Annotated in this window: 20 protein-coding genes; 9 read left to right on the forward strand and 11 right to left on the reverse strand. The window is 59.1% G+C overall.

The window, feature by feature from the left end; translation table 11 throughout:
* Positions 1 to 64: 64 nt before the first annotated feature.
* Positions 65 to 601, forward strand: coding sequence for an RNA pyrophosphohydrolase (locus ASD36_RS26655; protein ID WP_060502549.1), 537 nt, complete (start codon positions 65 to 67; stop codon positions 599 to 601).
* A gap of 330 nt (positions 602 to 931) precedes the next feature.
* Here ASD36_RS26655 and bfr read toward each other — a convergent pair whose 3' ends face one another.
* The 5 genes from bfr to ASD36_RS30840 form a co-directional block, all read right to left on the reverse strand.
* The gene (gene bfr / locus ASD36_RS26660) at positions 932 to 1,417 is read right to left on the reverse strand and encodes a bacterioferritin (protein ID WP_060502840.1); all 486 of its coding nucleotides are present in this window, start codon (positions 1,415 to 1,417) and stop codon (positions 932 to 934) included.
* The gene (locus tag ASD36_RS30380; protein WP_082511986.1) at positions 1,383 to 1,694 is read right to left on the reverse strand and encodes a (2Fe-2S)-binding protein; all 312 of its coding nucleotides are present in this window, start codon (positions 1,692 to 1,694) and stop codon (positions 1,383 to 1,385) included. The genes bfr and ASD36_RS30380 overlap by 35 nt, the downstream gene beginning before the upstream one ends.
* 324 nt (positions 1,695 to 2,018) lie before the next feature.
* Positions 2,019 to 5,480: an error-prone DNA polymerase gene (locus ASD36_RS26670; RefSeq protein WP_060512083.1), complete on the reverse strand. Its 3,462-nt coding sequence runs from the start codon at positions 5,478 to 5,480 to the stop codon at positions 2,019 to 2,021.
* Positions 5,477 to 7,054: a DNA polymerase Y family protein gene (locus ASD36_RS26675; RefSeq protein ID WP_082511985.1), complete on the reverse strand. Its 1,578-nt coding sequence runs from the start codon at positions 7,052 to 7,054 to the stop codon at positions 5,477 to 5,479. Before ASD36_RS26675 ends, ASD36_RS26670 begins: the two co-directional genes overlap by 4 nt.
* Positions 6,936 to 7,865 (reverse strand): hypothetical protein, encoded by a 930-nt coding sequence (locus tag ASD36_RS30840; RefSeq protein WP_060502545.1) that lies wholly within the window; start codon positions 7,863 to 7,865, stop codon positions 6,936 to 6,938. The genes ASD36_RS26675 and ASD36_RS30840 overlap by 119 nt, the downstream gene beginning before the upstream one ends.
* Positions 7,866 to 8,035: 170 nt before the next feature.
* On the opposite strand from ASD36_RS30840, the gene ASD36_RS26685 reads away from it, so the two are divergent.
* Positions 8,036 to 8,470: a metallopeptidase family protein gene (locus ASD36_RS26685; protein ID WP_060502544.1), complete on the forward strand. Its 435-nt coding sequence runs from the start codon at positions 8,036 to 8,038 to the stop codon at positions 8,468 to 8,470.
* A 34-nt stretch (positions 8,471 to 8,504) separates the two neighbouring features.
* Here the strand turns inward: ASD36_RS26685 and ASD36_RS26690 are convergent, their stop codons facing one another.
* Both ASD36_RS26690 and ASD36_RS26695 read right to left on the reverse strand, forming a co-directional pair.
* Entirely contained in the window at positions 8,505 to 8,711 is a 207-nt protein-coding gene (locus tag ASD36_RS26690; protein ID WP_060502543.1) for a DUF1737 domain-containing protein, read from the reverse strand.
* Positions 8,708 to 9,616 carry a CoA ester lyase gene (locus ASD36_RS26695; protein ID WP_060502542.1) on the reverse strand — a complete coding sequence of 303 codons (909 nt, stop codon included), beginning with the start codon at positions 9,614 to 9,616 and terminating at the stop codon, positions 8,708 to 8,710. The genes ASD36_RS26690 and ASD36_RS26695 overlap by 4 nt, the downstream gene beginning before the upstream one ends.
* Positions 9,617 to 9,731: 115 nt before the next feature.
* Here ASD36_RS26695 and ASD36_RS26700 point away from each other — a divergent pair, with 115 nt between their 5' ends.
* The 3 genes from ASD36_RS26700 (at position 9,732) to ASD36_RS26710 (ending at position 11,094) form a co-directional block, all read left to right on the forward strand.
* On the forward strand, positions 9,732 to 9,977 hold the full coding sequence (locus tag ASD36_RS26700) for a hypothetical protein (protein ID WP_060502541.1): 246 nt from the start codon (positions 9,732 to 9,734) through the stop codon (positions 9,975 to 9,977).
* A gap of 118 nt (positions 9,978 to 10,095) precedes the next feature.
* Positions 10,096 to 10,701, forward strand: coding sequence for a 3-isopropylmalate dehydratase small subunit (gene leuD, locus ASD36_RS26705; RefSeq protein WP_060502540.1), 606 nt, complete (start codon positions 10,096 to 10,098; stop codon positions 10,699 to 10,701).
* A gap of 6 nt (positions 10,702 to 10,707) precedes the next feature.
* Complete coding sequence (locus ASD36_RS26710; RefSeq protein WP_060502539.1) at positions 10,708 to 11,094, forward strand: RidA family protein; 387 nt, start codon at positions 10,708 to 10,710, stop codon at positions 11,092 to 11,094.
* A gap of 6 nt (positions 11,095 to 11,100) precedes the next feature.
* Here the strand turns inward: ASD36_RS26710 and ASD36_RS26715 are convergent, their stop codons facing one another.
* Positions 11,101 to 11,484: a hypothetical protein gene (locus tag ASD36_RS26715; protein ID WP_060502538.1), complete on the reverse strand. Its 384-nt coding sequence runs from the start codon at positions 11,482 to 11,484 to the stop codon at positions 11,101 to 11,103.
* A 693-nt stretch (positions 11,485 to 12,177) separates the two neighbouring features.
* Here ASD36_RS26715 and ASD36_RS26720 point away from each other — a divergent pair.
* A complete protein-coding gene (locus ASD36_RS26720) occupies positions 12,178 to 12,618 on the forward strand; it encodes a DoxX family protein (RefSeq protein ID WP_037096884.1) in 441 nt (146 codons plus the stop codon).
* A gap of 109 nt (positions 12,619 to 12,727) precedes the next feature.
* Positions 12,728 to 13,558, forward strand: a complete 831-nt coding sequence (locus ASD36_RS26725) for an alpha/beta hydrolase (RefSeq protein ID WP_060502537.1) — start codon at positions 12,728 to 12,730, stop codon at positions 13,556 to 13,558.
* A 143-nt stretch (positions 13,559 to 13,701) separates the two neighbouring features.
* Here ASD36_RS26725 and ASD36_RS30845 read toward each other — a convergent pair whose 3' ends face one another.
* Positions 13,702 to 13,878, reverse strand: coding sequence for a hypothetical protein (locus ASD36_RS30845; protein WP_156393924.1), 177 nt, complete (start codon positions 13,876 to 13,878; stop codon positions 13,702 to 13,704).
* A 123-nt stretch (positions 13,879 to 14,001) separates the two neighbouring features.
* Complete coding sequence (locus ASD36_RS30850; RefSeq protein ID WP_156393925.1) at positions 14,002 to 14,232, reverse strand: hypothetical protein; 231 nt, start codon at positions 14,230 to 14,232, stop codon at positions 14,002 to 14,004.
* A gap of 28 nt (positions 14,233 to 14,260) precedes the next feature.
* Between ASD36_RS30850 and leuB the strand changes: the two genes are divergently transcribed.
* On the forward strand, positions 14,261 to 15,373 hold the full coding sequence (leuB, locus tag ASD36_RS26730) for a 3-isopropylmalate dehydrogenase (protein ID WP_060502536.1): 1,113 nt from the start codon (positions 14,261 to 14,263) through the stop codon (positions 15,371 to 15,373).
* A 226-nt stretch (positions 15,374 to 15,599) separates the two neighbouring features.
* A complete protein-coding gene (locus ASD36_RS26735; RefSeq protein ID WP_060502535.1) occupies positions 15,600 to 16,295 on the forward strand; it encodes a phosphatase PAP2 family protein in 696 nt (231 codons plus the stop codon).
* 72 nt (positions 16,296 to 16,367) lie between these two features.
* Here ASD36_RS26735 and ASD36_RS26740 read toward each other — a convergent pair whose 3' ends face one another.
* Positions 16,368 to 18,254 carry an MFS transporter gene (locus ASD36_RS26740; protein ID WP_060502534.1) on the reverse strand — a complete coding sequence of 629 codons (1,887 nt, stop codon included), beginning with the start codon at positions 18,252 to 18,254 and terminating at the stop codon, positions 16,368 to 16,370.
* Between the last annotated feature and the right edge of the window lie 33 nt (positions 18,255 to 18,287).

Consider the following 18,287-nt stretch of genomic DNA (forward strand, 5'->3'; position numbering starts at 1 on the left):
TTTGGTTGAGCCGCGCGAACCTCGTTGTTGCGGCATGCAAGGCAGATAGACAAGGGGCAGGCACATGAGCAAGGACAAATCGAAACCGGTAAAGGCGGACGACTTGCCGTATCGCCCCTGCGTCGGGATCATGGTACTCAACCGTGAGGGGCTCGTCTGGGCAGGACGACGGATTCCGATCGGCAATTCCGAATATGACGGCTCGGCGCAACTCTGGCAGATGCCGCAAGGCGGCATCGACAAGGGCGAGGATCCACTGAAGGCTGCCTATCGCGAACTCTACGAAGAAACCGGCATGACCACCGTCTCGCTGCTTGCCGAAGCACCGGACTGGATCAACTACGATCTGCCTGCCCATCTGATGGGTATCGGTCTCAAGGGCAAATATCGTGGCCAGACCCAGCGCTGGTTCGCCTTCCGCTTTGAAGGCGGCGAATCCGAAATCGCCATCAACCCACCGCCAGGCGGCCATGAACCGGAATTCGACGAATGGGCGTGGAAGCCGATGCACGAATTGCCAGGCCTGATCGTGGCGTTCAAGCGCGGTGTTTACGAGGATGTCGTGGCGGCGTTCGGACATCTGGCTGCATCGTCACGATAGATAAAAACGCGCGTCCACGTTTCGAAAGAGCGCTGCCGGTCAAGATCGGAAAACAGCGTCGATCATTTGACGTGCCAACCCGCCAGTTCCTGTGGTCGGGCACTTGAGTGCCCTCTTGTCGATACCAGCGAGTAGCGAGGGCCACCCCCAAATACCCAGCGGCCGCCCAGGGAGATTTCCGGCAAACGACAACAAGGTCCAATATGAAGGCGGCTTCCAGCGTAGAGCCGTGAGCTGACGGCTTCCACGCACATCCCGGCGGGCCACTGGTTTTCGATGTCAGCAAAACGCCCGCCACGGAACCGGGGCGGGCGTTTTGCTGAGTGAGGCTTATTCGGCTTCGTTGGCCGGAGCTGCGTTGAGCTGGCCGTATTTCTCGGCGCCGATCTTGTTGAACAGATCGAGCTGGGTTTCGAGGAAGTCGATATGGCCTTCCTCGTCCATCAGCAATTCTTCGAACAGCTTCATGGACACGTAATCTCCCGCATCATGACAGATATCGCGGGATTTCTTATAGGCTGCGCGGGCGTCGTATTCGCCAGCGAGATCGGCTTCCAGGACTTCCTTGACCGACTGGCCAATACGAAGCGGTGCGACCGTCTGCAGGTTGGGATGACCTTCGAGGAAGATGATGCGCGAAACAAGCTTGTCCGCGTGCTGCATCTCTTCGATGGATTCGGCCCGCTCCTTCTTGGCGAGAAGCGTGTAGCCCCAATCGTCAAGCAGGCGATAGTGAACCCAATACTGGTTGACGGCACCGAGTTCGAGATACAGCGCTTCGTTAAGCTGCTCGATGACTTTTTTGTCGCCTTTCAAGATCCGCTCTCCTGTTTTCTTCATGGAATTGTTTGAGGCGGGTCATGAAATCAAATATCTGGTCGCCCGTCGAGGGGCGGCCGGCGTGATATTGCTCGGTGGTGCGGATGATGATGTCGACGACATTCGGGAAACAGCCGCAGCAACGGCCGCGTTTTTCCATCGCATGATAGACTTTTGCAGGCACGATAAGCTGCCAACAGTCCTCATCGAGCATCTCGATGATGGTGTCTTGAATGTCCTTATCGGTGATAAAATTGCAGCTACAAACCAGCATTTCCGTCTGCCCGTGATACGCAACGCACTGAATTCAAGCCATAAAGCAAAAGCGGATATTTAGTGTCAACAAAAAAGACCTCCCAGATGAGGTGGCAAATGAGCGGCACAACATTAGATCAATTCCAAACTTGATAAAAAACATCGCCTTTTCATTGGCTTAGTATTAGAGGTTTCTTTCTGTTGCGCCTTTTTGGCAGAATTCAAGTTTTCTTGAGCGGCAAAAATTCCATACAATTTTTGTTACAATGATGTGGAAATTGACCTGCTGAATCCAAATCACCGATCTCAGCTCAGCAATGTGCATGCTCCTGTACTGCAAATGTCAGTGAAAATTTCGCCCTTTCGGCATGACGGCTGCGGTCTCGGCGGTATCACTGCGACGAGTGACGTTGCGTGCCTGCGTGTCAGGCGAGAATCCTTCCATCCCGCTTGACCGTCTCTTCTGCCGATGATCGGCTGTCGGGCGCAGGACCTCGTCTGCTCGCTCGCATGCGCCAAAACGGCGGGCCTCGCGCTGCAGCAGGCCCAGCATTGGCTTCATATCCTCGATATGATCGGCCACGACGTGAATGACCCCGCTTTCACATTGCAGCTTGCCCCTGATTTTCACCAACCGGGCGTTCATGACAACGGAGCGGTACCGGTCGAATGTCTTGGACCAGACGATAGCATTGGCAACGCCGGTTTCGTCTTCCAGCGTCATGAAGATCACCCCCTTGGCGGATCCCGGCCTTTGGCGAACCAGCACAAGCCCGGCAATAGTGACAAACTGCCCGTTCCGCACATCCAGAAGCTTCCTGTTCGGCAGGATACCCATGCCGGCAAATTCATCGCGCAGGAAGGAAACCGGGTGCGCTTTCAGCGAGAGCGACAGATAGCGATAATCCTCAATAACCTGTTCGCCCGGCAGCATGTCCGGCAGGCGGGTTTTCGGCTCCAGCCGAAGATCGGCGCGATCCGCACGGTCGAACAAAGGCAGATTGTCAGCCGCACTTTTGGTATCCAATCCCCGCACGGCCCAGAGTGCTTCCCGCCGCGACAGCCCGATGGAGCCGAAGGCGTCGGCATCCGCCAGCCGCTCGATATCGGATTTCTGCAATCCCGACCGCAGCCAAAGATCGCGCACGGAGAGATAACGCTCACCGCGATTGGCGACGAGCGCGATCATATCCGGCTCCGAAAGACCCTTCACCTGCCGGAAACCAAGCCGCACCGCTCTTTTCGTCCTGATGCTTTCCCGCATCGAAAGATGCCGCTGATCAATCATATCCGGATCGAACCCCGCCTCTTCCAACAGGCAATCCCACTCCGAAATATTGACGTCAACCGGCCGCACCGTGACCCCATGTTCCCGTGCATCACGAACCAGTTGCGACGGCGCATAAAAGCCCATCGGCTGCGAGTTCAACAAGGCTGCACAGAAGACGTCGGGGTAATAGGCTTTGATCCAGGAGGACGCATAGACAAGCAGCGCAAAGGAGGCGGCATGGCTTTCCGGAAAGCCATACTCGCCGAACCCTTCGATCTGCTTGAAACAGCGCTCCGCAAAATCACGCGTATATCCATTGGCCACCATGCCATCGACCATATCGTCTTTGAACGAGTTAACCTGCCCGGAACGCTTGAACGTTGCCATGGAGCGGCGGAGGCGATCGGCTTTCGCGGGCGAAAAGTTCGCGGCGGTAATGGCAATCTGCATGGCCTGCTCCTGGAAAAGCGGCACACCAAACGTCCGCTCCAGAATGGGCCTCATCTCCTCCTTGGGATAATCGATCTTGAACCCGGGAAGATGAGACTGCCCACGGCTCTTCAGATAGGGATGCACCATATCTCCCTGGATAGGGCCGGGCCGGACGATCGCAACCTCGATGACCAGGTCATAAAATATGCGGGGACGAAGGCGCGGCAACATGCTCATCTGCGCCCGGCTTTCGATCTGAAAGACTCCGATCGTATCGGCCCGGCACATCATGTCGTAGACCGGCTTGCCATCCTCGTGATCCTTGTTGCCGAGATCCGCCAGCGTCTTGCTGACACCATAGTGAGACCTCAGAAATTCAAAGGCTTTGCGCAGGCAGGTGAGCATTCCCAAAGCCAGGATATCGACCTTCAGAATGCGAAGATTGTCGAGATCGTCCTTGTCCCACTCAACCATGTACCGGTCCAGCATGGCCGTGTTCATGATCGGAACGACCTCATCAAGCCGGTCCTTGGTGATGACAAAACCACCGACATGCTGTGTGAGGTGCCGGGGAAAGCTCATGAGTTGTGTCGCGTAGTGAAGAACATTCCGGGTAACAGGGTCGGAGAGATCGAGACCCGCTGCCTTTGCCTCGCGCTCAGACAAATCCTCTGCCGACCAGCCCCACACCGTGCTGGCAAGAGCCGATTGCACATCCTCCGAAAGCCCGAAGGCCTTGGCCACCTCGCGGCCAGCAGACCGGGCACGGTAGCTCGTCACCGCTGCGGTCAGGCCGGCGTGCTCCTTGCTATACGTGCTATAGATATACTGGATGACCTCTTCCCGTCTGTCGTGTTCAAAATCGACATCGATATCCGGCGGCTCATCCCGGTCCATCGACAGAAACCGGTCGAAGAGAAGCGTGCTTTTCTCCGGGTTGACCTCGGTAATCTCCAAGCAATAGCAGATGACGGAATTTGCCGCTGAACCGCGTCCCTGACAGAGGATCTTCAATTCATAACGGGCATGCTGGATGATCTTGTAAACCGTCAGGAAATAGGGGGCATATTCCTTGTCGCGGATAAGCTTCAGCTCATAGCCGATCTGGGTTTTGACTTTATCCGGAATGCTTTCCGGGTAGCGTTTCCGCGCGCCCTCCCACGTCAAGCGCTCAAGCATGTCGGATGGTGGTTCTCCTTCATCGCCTTCATCCGGATAATTGTGTTTCAGTTCATCCAGCGAAAAGGACAGGCTTTTGAAGAGTTTTTGCGTGTTGGCGATGGCCTGCGGATAGGCGCGGAACAGCCGCGCCATTTCACGTGAATCCTTGAGGTACCGTTCGGCATTGGGGGCGAGCCGGAAACCGGCCTGCGTAACCGGCACGTGCTCGCGAATGGCGGTAACGATGTCTGACAGAGGGCGGCGGGATATGTGGTGATAGAGCGGCTGGTTACTGGCAATCAGTGGCACGCGGTTGCGGGCGGCAAGCAGGGAGAGCGTCGCAAAAACCTCTGCATCCCGTCCGTCATAGGCGGGCGACAAAACCATAAAGAAGGCCTCGCGAAAGCGTTCTCTCAGGCGAGCAAGACAGCCTTCCAGCTTTTCTTGTGCTCCCGCATCGCCCACGAGAGAAGGGGAGGGAATGAGGGCAAGCATCATCTCGTCCCCCCATTCCATGAGATCATCCTCGTTGAGAATGCACGATCCCTTTTGAGCTCTGAGATTCCCGGCGCTGAGCAAGCGGCAGAGGTGCCCCCATCCCCTCCTGGTTTGGGGGTAGGCGAGAACGTCCGGCGTGCCGTCGGAAAAGACCAGCCGGGCGCCCGGCTGAAAAGGCACGGCTTCGAGAGGCCGCTTCTGTTCCTCTCCCTTTTTACAAAGGGTCAGATTTTCCTGAATTGTCTTTGCGTGCTCCTCCTTGAGTGCCTTGATCTGCGCATGGGCGCGAACCACACCTGCAACGGAATTACGGTCGGCAATCCCGATGCCCGAGAGGTGCAAGAGCGCGGCTTGCATCACCATCTCCTCAGGTTTCGATGCCCCTTCGAGGAAGGAGAAATTCGAGCGGGCACCGATCTCGAAAAATTGGGGTTCCGCACTCATGCGAAAATTCCGTGCATGAACCAGCGCGGTGACGGCAACTGGCCGTAAAGCCCCTCGCGGTAGAGCCAGAAGCGATGACCGGTATCGTCCTCAATGCGGAAATAATCCCGCGACTGCGCATCCGCGCCATCGACCCACCACTCCATGGCAAGCCGTTCCGGCCCTTGGCTGCGGGAGACGCGGTGCGTCACGCGGCGCCAATGAAAGCTTTGCGGTGGTCCCTCCGGCACTTCGGCCAGGGAGACCTCTACCAGCTCCGGCCGGCGGAAAAGCCTGAGTGGGCGTTCGCTACGGGACCAGGGAAAAACGCCTGCGGCCGGTTTCTTGCCCGGTGTGAACGCATGGATGGCCGGGTTCGCGGCCACCGCCCGTTCCGGCACATGGCTTTCGCACAATTGAAAACTCTGCAGGCAATCCGCGCCGAGGCGGGCTGACACGCGATCGACAAACCCTGCGAGAGAGACATCCTTTTGCCGGGCACCGTCAAAATCCTCCTGCGGTGTATCAAAGGCTTCATACCGCATGACGTTCAGCCGCAGGATTTCAAACCCATAGCCGGCATCCAGATCATCATGAACGGCTTGAAGACGTTCGGAAAACAGTCCGGCGATCCGCTTCGGATCCCGCAATGGCTGCGAGACACCGGCGGCGATGCGAAAGACCCGGCCATCGACCCTAAACAGCATGAGTTCGAAAGCCCGCCCGCCCGCGCCGCGCTCTTCCAGGCTTGTTTTCAGCGACAGGGCGATCTGCCCGGTCAAATAGAGGATATCCTCCTCCGCCTGGACAGGTTCGATCAGGCGCCGCTCGGCAGAAAGACTGGCGACGGGACGGCGTGGAGACACCGGCTCTTCATCACGGCCGAGCGCCTGATCAAGCCGCAGCAGCAGTTTCGCTCCGAAACGCCGCGCAAGGGGCGCTCGTGGCGCCATGATGAGATCACCGACCTGCTTCAATCCAAGCTTCTGGAGTGAGGCGACCGTCTGCTCCTCCAGCCGGAGAGACGCGACCGGCAAGGGTGCCAGCACGAGCTCCATGTCCTCCTCGGCGATGACGCCACCGCTCCCGAAGCGGGAGGCCGCCCAGGAAAGACCCGGCGCCGAAGAGATGGCGCCGCGCGCATCGATACCCATCTGGAAGAGGCGCAAGAGAATGTCCTTGAGCAGCGCCTGCTCGCCGCCGAAGAGATGGGAACTGCCGGTAATATCAAGAAACAGCCCATCCCGGCCATCAAGCGCCACCAACGGCGTGTAGCGGTCGCACCAGTCGGCAATGCCATCGAGCAGGCGGCGATCGGCGGCCAGATCTTCTTCCATGACCTCAAGCCTGGGACACATGGCGCGCGCCTCCGCCACGCCTTGGCTTTTCTTGAGGCCAATCGCTTCCGCCACCTCGTCAAGCGCCGTCAGCCGCATGGCATTGTTGAGCCGCCCGGAGCAGACGATGGGCGGGGCGTCAGGACGCCCGCTCAAGCGCCAGGACAGACCCCACTTCTTGCGGGCGATCCGGTCGGTTGACAGGTGCGGGAAGGCGAGGGCCAGAATGCGCTGGGAGCTTGCGCGCAGACCGAGCATGGTCTGGCTCGCGGGCGGGGAGAAACTGACGGTCATGGGGATTCCACTCCAGAAGCAGGGAGACAGGGGCCGGATTTCGGCTTTTCTCCAGGGTGAGACGGAAAACCGGGTTGCCGATGCTGCCGCCAAGCATCGACCGATCCGGCAAAAAGCGGCTTGTTGCGGGCGCGGGTTCAACCAGAAAGCGGAAAGGTGCGCTGCTTGCCTCTTCCTCTCCGGACTGACGCAGGAGGAGGAGCGGGCGCCCTGCCATCTTTGCCCGCAGACTCAGCCGCCGGCTTTCGGTCAGGCCGAAATGGGCCGGATTGCCTTTGACCTCCAATATGCTGACTGAAAAGGCACCGCTTTCGACGGCGGTTTCCGCAAGCCAGAGCGCCTCCTCCAGCCGGCGCGGAGCAGCGTGCAGGAAACGCTCCGGCTTCACTCCGAAATCCGCAAGCCCGAGCGCATAGGGAATGCCTGTTTCCATCGATGTAACGGCATCGCTGATCCACAGAACCGGCGAGCGATCCTCATCCGGCATACGCTGCAGCAGGGCGGCAAGCGCCAATGCAAAACCAGTTGCCGCCGTTGCATCGCGCATCAGTTGCGAGCGGATTTCAGTCATGCCATTTAGGGCCAACCCGCCTTCCATGGCATGATCAAGCGCCGCTATCCCCAGCGGAACACGGTGGATTTCCCTTTGTTTTGCATAGCCGCTTTCACCGTCCAAAGCCTCCTGCCTCGCGGCGACGATGGAGCTACCCTCCAGCCTTGATATCTCTTCGCGGAGCGCAAAAAGACGCTCGCGCGTCATGGGCGTCTGCACCATGACGTCACTCCAATTCAGATTGTTCCTGTTATGTTCTTATAGATTCCAGAGCTTCAAAGAAGAGTCAACGGGATTCTCTAAGAATTTATTCCTTGACAGAGGGCATTCAAATTCAACCCTCGAAAAACGCTGGGGAAATAGCTATATCAGGGGGCAAGCAAGGAGTGCCCATGGCCCGCATAGACCAGAGCGACGATTGGCGAGACCGCCACGCGCCGACAATCAGCACATTCGAATCCCTGGCGCTGGAGGCTTACAGCCACCTGCCGGAGGAATTCCGGGCGCTGGCAACCGATCTGACCATCGAGATCAATGATTTTCCAGACGAGGACGTTTTCGAGGACATGGCGCTGGAAACGCCGTTCGATCTGCTTGGATTGTTCGAGGGGCGCGGCATCGGCGAGCGCTTCACCATGGAAACCGGCGAGATGCCGAACCGGATCATTCTCTACCGCCGGCCGATCCTCGACTATTGGGCCGAGAACGAAGAGACGCTGGGCGATATCGTCACCCATGTGCTGATCCACGAGATCGGCCATCATTTCGGCCTGTCAGACGACGACATGGAGCGGATCGAGGAAAGCGTCGAGCATGTCGGCGGCTGAGATGGCTTGAACCATCCCAGCCGGCCTTGAAGGCTCAGTGTTCGGAGAGCTTGGTGTCGGGGGTATATTCCTTGCCCTCGACATTCTTGATGACGGCCTGGCCGCACATCATCACCTTGGCTTCCTTGTTCCAGGCATAGGTCGGCGAACCATAGAGGTCCCAACCCTTGTTGAGGGCGGCGGTAACCTTGTGGCAGAAGGTGGCGTCATCGACGGCAGTCAGCAGGCGGTAGAGTTTCAAGAGTTTTTTCCTTTTGTGGTGATGGCATCAGCCTTTGCGGCGAGCCGCAGGGCTTGATCCAGATGAAGGCGCTCGACCATCAGGCCGTTGAGATTGATGACGGCTTTATCCCTATTTTCCGGGAGCGCGAAGGCATCAATGATGGATCTGGCCTCGGCAAGGGCGGTACCGGCCACACCGAAGGCGCTGTTGGCCGGGCCGATCTGGGCCGGGTGGATCAGCATCTTGCCATCAAAGCCCATGTCGCGGCCCTGGGTGCACTCGGCCGCAAACCCGCTCTCATCCCGGAAATCGTTGAAGACGGCATCGATGATATCAAGGCCGCAGCTGCGGGCGGCGAGCAGGATCTGCATCAGCCAGGCAATCAGGTAGGTGCGGCCGAGCAGGGCAGGCACGCCGGTTTCCTTGCGCAGGTCGTTCAACCCCGGCACGAAACAATCGAGCCTGCCGCCGCGGGTGCGGCCGGTTTCGGCAATCGCCGCTGCATTCAGCACGCCGCGCGGGGTCTCGATCATCGCCCAGAGGCGAACGCTATCCGGCGCATCGTTTTCCGACAGGATATCGACGACCGCCTGGATATCCTGCGGACTTTCGACCTTGGGAAGCAGGATGGCATCGGGGGACAGCGTCAGCGCGAAGGCCAGATCCTTTTCACCGAAGGGTGTCTTCAGATCGTTGATGCGGACAATCACTTCGATATCGCTGCGGCGCTCCCGCTTCAGATGATCGGCCAGTATCTGGCGGGCGGCAACCTTGTTGTCGATGGAGACCGCATCCTCGAGATCGTAGATCACCGCGTCGCAGGCAAGGCTGGCGATCTTGGCAAGGGCGCGGCCATTGTCGGCGGGCACACACAGGACCGAGCGGCGCAGACGGGCGGGGTGGCGATCGTTGAGCGAATTCATGAGGGCTTTTGTGCCCGGCTTTCGCCATTTTCGCAAGGCAGGCATGTGATACGGAAGTAGGTCTTGCAACGCGGCGCGGGCGAACCCACATTTCAGGCAACGAAAGGTGACGACAATGCAAAGCATACGCTCTCTCCTCCTGACGATCGCAGGCATCGCGTTCACGCTGATGGCCTTCGTGTTTACCGCATCGCTTGGCCTCGCCCTGATCGGCATCGCCTCGGTGGTGATGATCGGCACGACGATTGCAGCACGGCTGGCGCCCAAGCCTGTGCGCGCCACGGTGAACCGCAATTCCACCCGCCAGAGCCGCGAACCGCGCATCTGGAATGATGGCCGCGGCACGATCATCGATCTCTAAAGGCCGCGTTGCGGGCTTTCCGGCGACCCGGAATAAGATTCTCCTTCATTTCGGCATGAAATTGCTCTAAACGCTGGGCGGAAATTTTTCCGCCCCGTTGAAATCGAAGGCCATAGCCATGGACAAGTTCGTCAAGCTCACCGGCGTTGCTGCGCCTCTCCCCGTCGTCAATGTCGACACGGACATGATCATTCCGAAGGATTACCTGAAGACGATCAAGCGCACGGGGCTCGGCACCGGCCTTTTCGCGGAAGCCCGCTATCATGAAGACGGCTCGGTCAACGAGGATTTCGTCCTCAACAAGCCCGCCTACCAGAATGCCAAGATCCTCGTTGCCGGCGACAATTTCGGCTGCGGCTCGTCGCGCGAACATGCCCCGTGGGCGCTGCTCGACTTCGGCATCCGCTGCGTCATCTCGACCTCGTTTGCCGACATCTTCTACAATAACTGTTTCAAGAACGGTGTACTGCCGGTGGTCGTTTCGCCGGAAGACCTGGAAAAGCTGATGGATGACGCCTCGCGCGGCTCCAACGCCATCCTGACGGTCGATCTGGAAAACCAGGAAATTACCGGTCCGGACGGCGGCAAGATCACCTTCGAACTCGATGCATTCCGTCGCCATTGCATGCTGAACGGCCTCGACGATATCGGCCTGACGCTGGAAAAGGCCAGCGCCATCGACACATTCGAAAAGGCCAATGCCGCCTCGCATCCCTGGGCCTGATCCGAGATGCCCAGCCCGCGAAAACTGATCTCTTCCGGCTCGCCGTTTGAAAAGACGGCGGGTTATTCGCGGGCTGTCGTGCAGGGCGACTGGTGCTTCGTTTCCGGCACGACCGGATACGACTACCAGACGATGACCATGCCGCAGACGGTGGAAGAGCAGACCCGTAACTGCCTGAAGACGATCGAGGCGGCGCTCATTGAGGCCGGTTTCTCGCTCAAGGATGCGGTGCGCAATCACTATTACGTTACCGATGCCACCTTTGCCGATATCGTTTTCCCGATCCTTGGCGAGGCCTTCGGCGATATCCGCCCGGCAGCGACAATGGTGGTCTGCGACCTGATCCGTCCGGAAATGCTGATCGAGATTGAAGTCACCGCCTTCAAGGGCTGACATGGATCAGCCTTCGACGAAGGGTGGCCCCAAAGGTTCTTCCAATCCAGCCTTTGCCAGCTCCTGATGATAGTAGAGAAACACGCGACGCCGGAAGGTGATCATCTCGCGCTCCTCATCCGTTTTTGCCATTGCAAGACCCGCCGCGAACGCCTCTGGAGTAGCCAGCTCGACCGTATAGGTCACAAAATCCAGCATCTCCCTGGTTTCCTCGGTTTTCATGGGGCGGATGCATAAAAGCAATCCGCTTGCCGCCACCTTGCCGAGGCAATGACCATCGCGCCGGCAGCGGCGGACACGGCAGCGGAGATGATTGAGCCAGACCGTGGTCGCCACGCGCAGGAAGACCTCCGATGAAGGCGAGCGGGGCGGAGGCTTGATATAGGGCATACCGGTTTTCCTCTTATCGGCTGATCGGACGGCAGCAAGAAACATCCCCGGGCGGTGTCCGCCGTGGTTTTGAAAACATGCACTCAATCGGACGGGGCACTGGAAACCGTCTCTAATGAGTTAATATAATTGACGCCTTCCAGCGCCCCGTTTGGCGTTCTCTCGGGAGCTCTCCTCCCTACAGACCCCGACTGCAGATTCTCTGACCCGGGACGATCGACGCGACATAGATTTCCGGTTCCGGCGTTCAGCATCACGGTTCCGGTACATCACGCTCCTCATCCCGGCATGCGTGCCACACAGGCACACCCGCCCCAGAAGGACAGGGGGAATCCATTTTCCGGGGGCTCTCCTTCCGGTCCGCCTGACGTTCGCCCGGCATGCGTGCCACACAGGCACACCCGCCCCAGAAGGACAGGGGGAATCCATTTTCCGGGGGCTCTCCTTCCGGTCCGCCTGACGTTCGCAGCCTCCTTGCGAGAGACGGCGAAGCTTCACGTGGAGCGCCAGCCCTGCCTCGCCGCAAACGCCTTGCGGTGTATCCGTGACAGAACCCCATGATCATGACACGGTTTTTCAAAGCGGGGATTTTGGAGGAAGACGATTCCGATAAAACTGTTCGATTTCAACGCGCGGACATGTAGCATCGCGTTTGAACGTCCACGCCAGAAGGGGAAAACCATGCTTTTGAGAATGGAAGCCAAACTTGCCGGTGTCTGCACGCCGGTTTTCACCAGCCATCCAATCCGCTGGCTGGGGCTTTTGGCACTTTGTTCAATCTTCATCCTGAGCGGCGTGACCAAGCTCATGGACTTCAACGCCGCTGTCGCCGAGATGGAGCGATACGCGCTTTTACCGGCCAGGCCGATTGCCGCCGTGGTCATCCTCTTCCAGCTGAGCGCTTCGGTCATGGTCATCAGCGGTTTCATGCGGTGGATCGGCGCTCTGTCTCTGGCCCTGTTTACAGTGGCTGCCACATTCATTGCGCTGCGCTTCTGGGAAATGCCGATGGGACAGGAGCGTTTCATGGCGATGAACTTCTTCTTTGAACATCTCGGGCTGGCCGGAGCCTTTCTTCTTGTCGCCTGGTACGATCTGCACAAATGGCGCCGGGGCGAAAAGGACTGGAGCTGATCTGCAAATCCCTGCTTACTTGCTAATTTTATGATATTGCCGCCGGCATGAACGACAGGCATTCTGCTGCCGTGCCTTTCACCCCGTCCTCCCAGAAGGAAATACACGAATGAGCAGCATCACCACAAACGACGGAACGGAAATCTTCTACAAGGACTGGGGGCCGCGCGACGCCCAGCCGATCGTCTTCCATCACGGCTGGCCACTCAGTGCTGACGACTGGGACAATCAGATGCTCTATTTTCTGGCGCAGGGGTTCCGCGTCATCGCGCATGACCGGCGCGGCCATGGGCGCTCGACGCAAACATCGACCGGCCACGAAATGGATACCTATGCTGCCGACGTAGCAGCACTTGCCGATGCGCTCGACCTCAAGAACGCTTTCCATGTCGGACACTCCACCGGCGGCGGGGAGGTCGTCCACTATGTGGCGCGCGCCAAGCCGGGCCGCGTCGGAAAGGCTGTCATCGTCGGCGCCGTACCGCCCGTCATGGTGAAATCCGAGAAAAACCCCGGCGGATTGCCGATCGACGTCTTCGACGGCCTGCGCAGCGCGCTGGTGGCAAATCGCGCCCAGTTCTTCATCGATGTGCCAACCGGCCCGTTCTACGGCTTCAACCGCCCAGGCGCCAAGGTTTCCCAAGGGCTGATCGACAACTGGTGGCGGCAGGGAATGATGGGCGCTGCCAATGCCCATTACGAGTGCATCAAGGCCTTTTCCGAGACCGATTTCACCGAGGACCTCAAGAAGATCGACGTTCCGGTGCTTGTGCTGCACGGAACCGACGACCAGATCGTTCCTTATGACGACTCTGCCCCGCTCTCGGCAAAACTGCTGAAGAACGGAACGCTGAAGAGCTATGACGGGCTTCCGCACGGCATGCTCTCGACCCATCCGGAGATTGTCAATCCGGATATGCTGGCGTTTTTCAAGGGGTAAGAGCACTGGCGGCATATCAGCCCCTCATCCGCCCTGTTGGGCACCTTCTCCCCGTTTTGACGGGGAGAAGGGACAAGCCGCACTAAAAATCCGGCTACAGGGACAGCCGGGCTTTCAAGAAAAACGTCAGAAACAGCGGGCGCTTATTCGCAGACACGGACCTTCTTGACGATCAGATTGCCGTCATAATCGTAGGTTCTGACCTTCTTGACGTGGCAATAGGGCCGGCAGTCGTCGCTGTAATAGCCAGCCTGCGAGGGGACTGCGAAAGAAGCGGCGGCAATGACGGCAACGGCGGCGGTCAGAACGAACTTGCGCATGCGGGGTCTCTCCTTGAGATCGTGTGGATGAGCTTCCCTCATCCCGTGACAGGACAATCCCACAGGCCGGATACCGGCGCTGTTCCGGATGGAACAGGATCCCCTTATCTTCGCGGCCTGCCATCAAACAGAAGCAAGTCCAGCGTGCGCCGCAGGATGACGGTTATGGAGTAGATGAGTTTGCGCATTGGTTGTTCCATCGGCAAGACCGGAGAGATATCCGGCCGATGGAGAATCCCACAGCTGCGCAAGGCCATTCGTTCCGGCGGGAACTGACATTTCGCGCACAATTCTTTCCAAAACTGCATTTTCCTTGAACGGAAGTTGCGTTAAGAACGCGCCAACATCTGACACGCCCACCCTTCGATATGAGGAATGCCCCATGACAGTGCGCAATCTTTTCCTTCTGCCCGGCGACGGTATCGGCCCGGAAGCCATGGCGGAAGTCCGCAAAATCATCGCCTACATGAACGCCGAAATGGCCGGTGGCTTCACGACCGACGAAGGTCTGGTCGGCGGATCGGCCTATGACGCACATGGTGCTGCGATTTCCGACGCCGACATGGCAAAGGCAATGGCGGCGGATGCCGTCCTGTTTGGTGCCGTCGGCGGCCCGAAATGGGATGACGTGCCCTACGACGTGCGCCCGGAAGCCGGCCTCCTGCGCCTGCGCAAGGACATGCAGCTGTTTGCAAACCTGCGCCCGGCGATCTGCTATCCGGCGCTCTCCGATGCTTCATCGCTGAAGCCGGAACTGGTCGAAGGCCTCGACATCCTGATCGTGCGCGAACTGACTGGCGGCGTCTATTTCGGCGAGCCGAAGGAGATCATCGATCTCGGCAATGGCCAGAAGCGCGGCATCGACACGCAGGTCTACGATACCTACGAGATCGAGCGCATTGCCGGCGTCGCCTTCGAACTGGCTCGCACCCGCGGCAACCGCGTCTGCTCGATGGAAAAGCGCAATGTCATGAAGTCGGGCGTGTTGTGGAACCAGGTGGTGACGGCAACGCACAAGGCAAAATATTCCGACGTCGCGCTCGATCACATGCTGGCCGATGCCGGCGGCATGCAGCTCGTTCGTGCGCCTAAGCAGTTCGACGTCATCGTTACCGACAACCTGTTCGGCGACATGCTGTCCGACGTTGCAGCCATGCTGACCGGTTCGCTCGGCATGCTGCCGTCCGCCTCGCTCGGCGCACCGGACGCCAAGACCGGCAAGCGCAAGGCGCTCTACGAGCCCGTGCACGGCTCGGCCCCGGACATTGCCGGCAAGGGCATTGCCAACCCGATCGCGATGATCGCCTCGTTCGCCATGTGCCTGCGCTACTCCTTCAACCTCGTGAAGGAAGCCGACAACCTGGAAAAGGCGATCGCCAACGTTCTCGACAAGGGTATCCGCACCGGCGATATCATGGCCGACGGCGCTCGCAACGTTGGCACCGTCGAAATGGGCGATGCGATCCTTGCCGAGTTCAAGGCGCTTTCGGCTTAAATTTTGCCAGACTGACAGTATTGGACGGCATCCGGATTACGATCCGGATGCCGTTTTTGTTTGGATGGGGTTGAATCCGCTCCCCAGACTCACAAGTTTGCTCAGATAGCCATTTCAGGCCGCGTCAGAGAGTCCTCTGCAGCGCAGACGCGCCGCAACTGGATCCCCGCCACAAGGGCAGGGATGACGGAGGAAAGAAGGGGCGCCATGCCAAGAAAGCACCTCCATGAACCGACCACTCTCCTCGTCTCTCTGGCTGTTGATGGCGGCAGCCCTGCTGGTTGTGGCGCTGCTTCCCTTTGACGGCATGATCTCGCAGACGGCGCAGGCGCTGCCGGGCGGGGTGGTTGCCTTCAACAAGCGGATCACCGATTTCGGTACGTTTGCCTGGATGATCTACGGCTCCGGCTCGATCGTCATCGTTGCCTATATCCTCCACCGGATATCGCGCAGCGACGGGTTTTCCTCGAAGACGAAGACCGGTTGGCGGTTGGCGCTATATTTCCTTGTAACGATCGGCAGCGCCAGCATCGTCGTGCATCTGGCGAAGCTGGTGATCGGCCGGGCGCGACCCGAATTGTTCGCCGAATATGGCGCTCACAGCATCTCGTTCTTCTCCGGCCATGACTGGGTGTTCCAGAGTTTTCCGTCCGGCCATTCCGCCGCCGTCGGCTCGTTTTTCGGCGCATTCTCGATGCTTGCCCCCCGGCTGCGCATCCCGTTTGCGCTTGGCGCTTTGGCCATCGGTATCAGCCGCATCATCGTCGGCGCGCACTATCCAAGCGACGTGGCGGCCGGGCTTTTGGTGGGATTGTGGACGGCGCTGATGACTGCCTTCTTCTTCGCCCGGCAAAACTGGCTGTTCCGGCTGGATGAGGCCGGCTGGCCCCGGCCGAAGAACAGTTTTCAGCCTTCGAAATGACGGCTAAAGCTCAATGAAAAAGCCCGGCGCAAGGGGCTGCGCCGGGCTTTTCCGTGTCGATATCGGCCTGGATCAATCCATGGCGTGAATATCGCGATCCTTGGTTTCGGGCAGGAACAGCATGCCGATCACCAGCGTGATGCCTGCGAATATGATCGGGTACCAGAGACCATAGTAGATATCGCCCTGGGCAGCGCTCATCGCGAAGGCCGTTGCCGGAAGCAGACCACCGAACCAGCCGTTACCGATATGGTAGGGCAGGGACATGCCGGTGTAGCGGATGCGGGTCGGGAAGAGTTCGACCAGCAGCGCTGCGATCGGGCCATAGACCATGGTCACATAGATGACCAGCACGGTGAGCACGGCGATGACGGTCAGCCAGCTGACACGGGCCGGATCGGCGACCATGGAGAAGGAGCCGCCCTTGTCGATGGTGTAAACAGGCATTTCGGTGACGCCGGCAGCTTCTTCCGCCGTCAAGAGCTTGGCCGCAACCAGCTGTTCGCCGGTCATGGATGCCTTGTCGCCGCCGCGAACGGCTGCGGCATCAAGCGCCAGTTCAGGATTGGCGGCAACGAAGCCGTCCAGCTTGCTTTCCGGAACCTTGGCGGCGCCACGAACGAGCGGATAACCGGCATCGTGAAGCGCGATGTTGATCTGCTTTTCGAAGGCGGAACCGGATGCCTTGGCCTTGTCGCCAGCGGCAATTGCGTCATAGCTGGTGACCGTTTCTTCACCGATCTTCACCGTTGCCGGCGAACCCGCCGGGCCGGGAACGACGTCATACGGAACCGAGTTGCGGGTCAGGAACGACGTGGCGATATCGCAGGATGTGGTGAACTTTGCCGTGCCAGTCGGATTGAACTGGAACTTGCAGTCATCCGGAGCGGCCGTGACCGTTGCGCGGACCGTTTCCTGTGCTTCGGCCAAAGCCGGGTTACCGGCCCAGGTCAGGGCCTTGAACAGCGGGAAGTAGGTGAGCATGGCGAGAAGCAGGCCGGCCATGATGATCGGCTTGCGGCCGATCTTGTCGGACAGCCAGCCGAAGAAGACGAAGAAGCCGGTGCCGATCAACAGCGAGCAGGCGACCATGATATTTGCTGCCTGGCCATCAACCTTGAGGATGTTCTGCAGGAAGAACAGCGCGTAGAACTGGCCGGAATACCAGACGACGGCCTGGCCGACGACGGCACCGAACAGCGCCAGAAGCGCGATCTTGGCATTTCTCCACTGGCCGAAAGCTTCCGTCAGCGGTGCCTTGGAGCCCTTGCCTTCTTCCTTCATCTTCTTGAAGGCCGGAGATTCATTCATCTTCATGCGGATCCAGACGGATACGCCGAGCAGGAGGCAGGAGAGCAGGAACGGAATGCGCCAGCCCCAGGCTGCGAAGGCTTCCTTGCCGAGCAGCATCTGCACGCCGACGATCACCACCAGCGACAGGAACAGACCGAGCGTTGCCGTCGTCTGGATCCAGGAGGTGAAATATCCGCGTTTGCCCTGTGGCGCGTGTTCGGCCACATAGGTGGCAGCACCGCCATATTCGCCGCCGAGCGCCAGGCCCTGCAGCATGCGCAGAATGATGAGCAGGATCGGAGCAGCAATACCGATCGACGCGGCACCGGGCAGGATGCCGACCAGGAATGTCGACAGGCCCATGATCACAATGGTGACGAGGAAGGTATATTTACGCCCGACGAGATCGCCGAGACGGCCGAATACCAGCGCGCCGAACGGACGCACGAGGAAGCCCGCCGCAAAGGCAAGCAGGGCGAAGATGTTACGGGTGGTTTCAGGATATTGGGAAAAGAAGGTTGCGCCGATATAGACGGCCAGCGAACCGTAGAGATAGAAATCGTACCACTCGAAGATCGTACCGAGCGAAGAGGCGAAAATCACCTTCTTCTGCTCGCCCGTCATCGGTGCGCTTTTTGCACCGGACGCTGCTGCGACATCTGCCATTTCGTTTGTCCTCCACTCAAAAACGGCTTTGTG

The sequence above is a fragment of the Rhizobium sp. Root1334 genome, assembly GCF_001426665.1.
Classification (GTDB): domain Bacteria; phylum Pseudomonadota; class Alphaproteobacteria; order Rhizobiales; family Rhizobiaceae; genus Pararhizobium.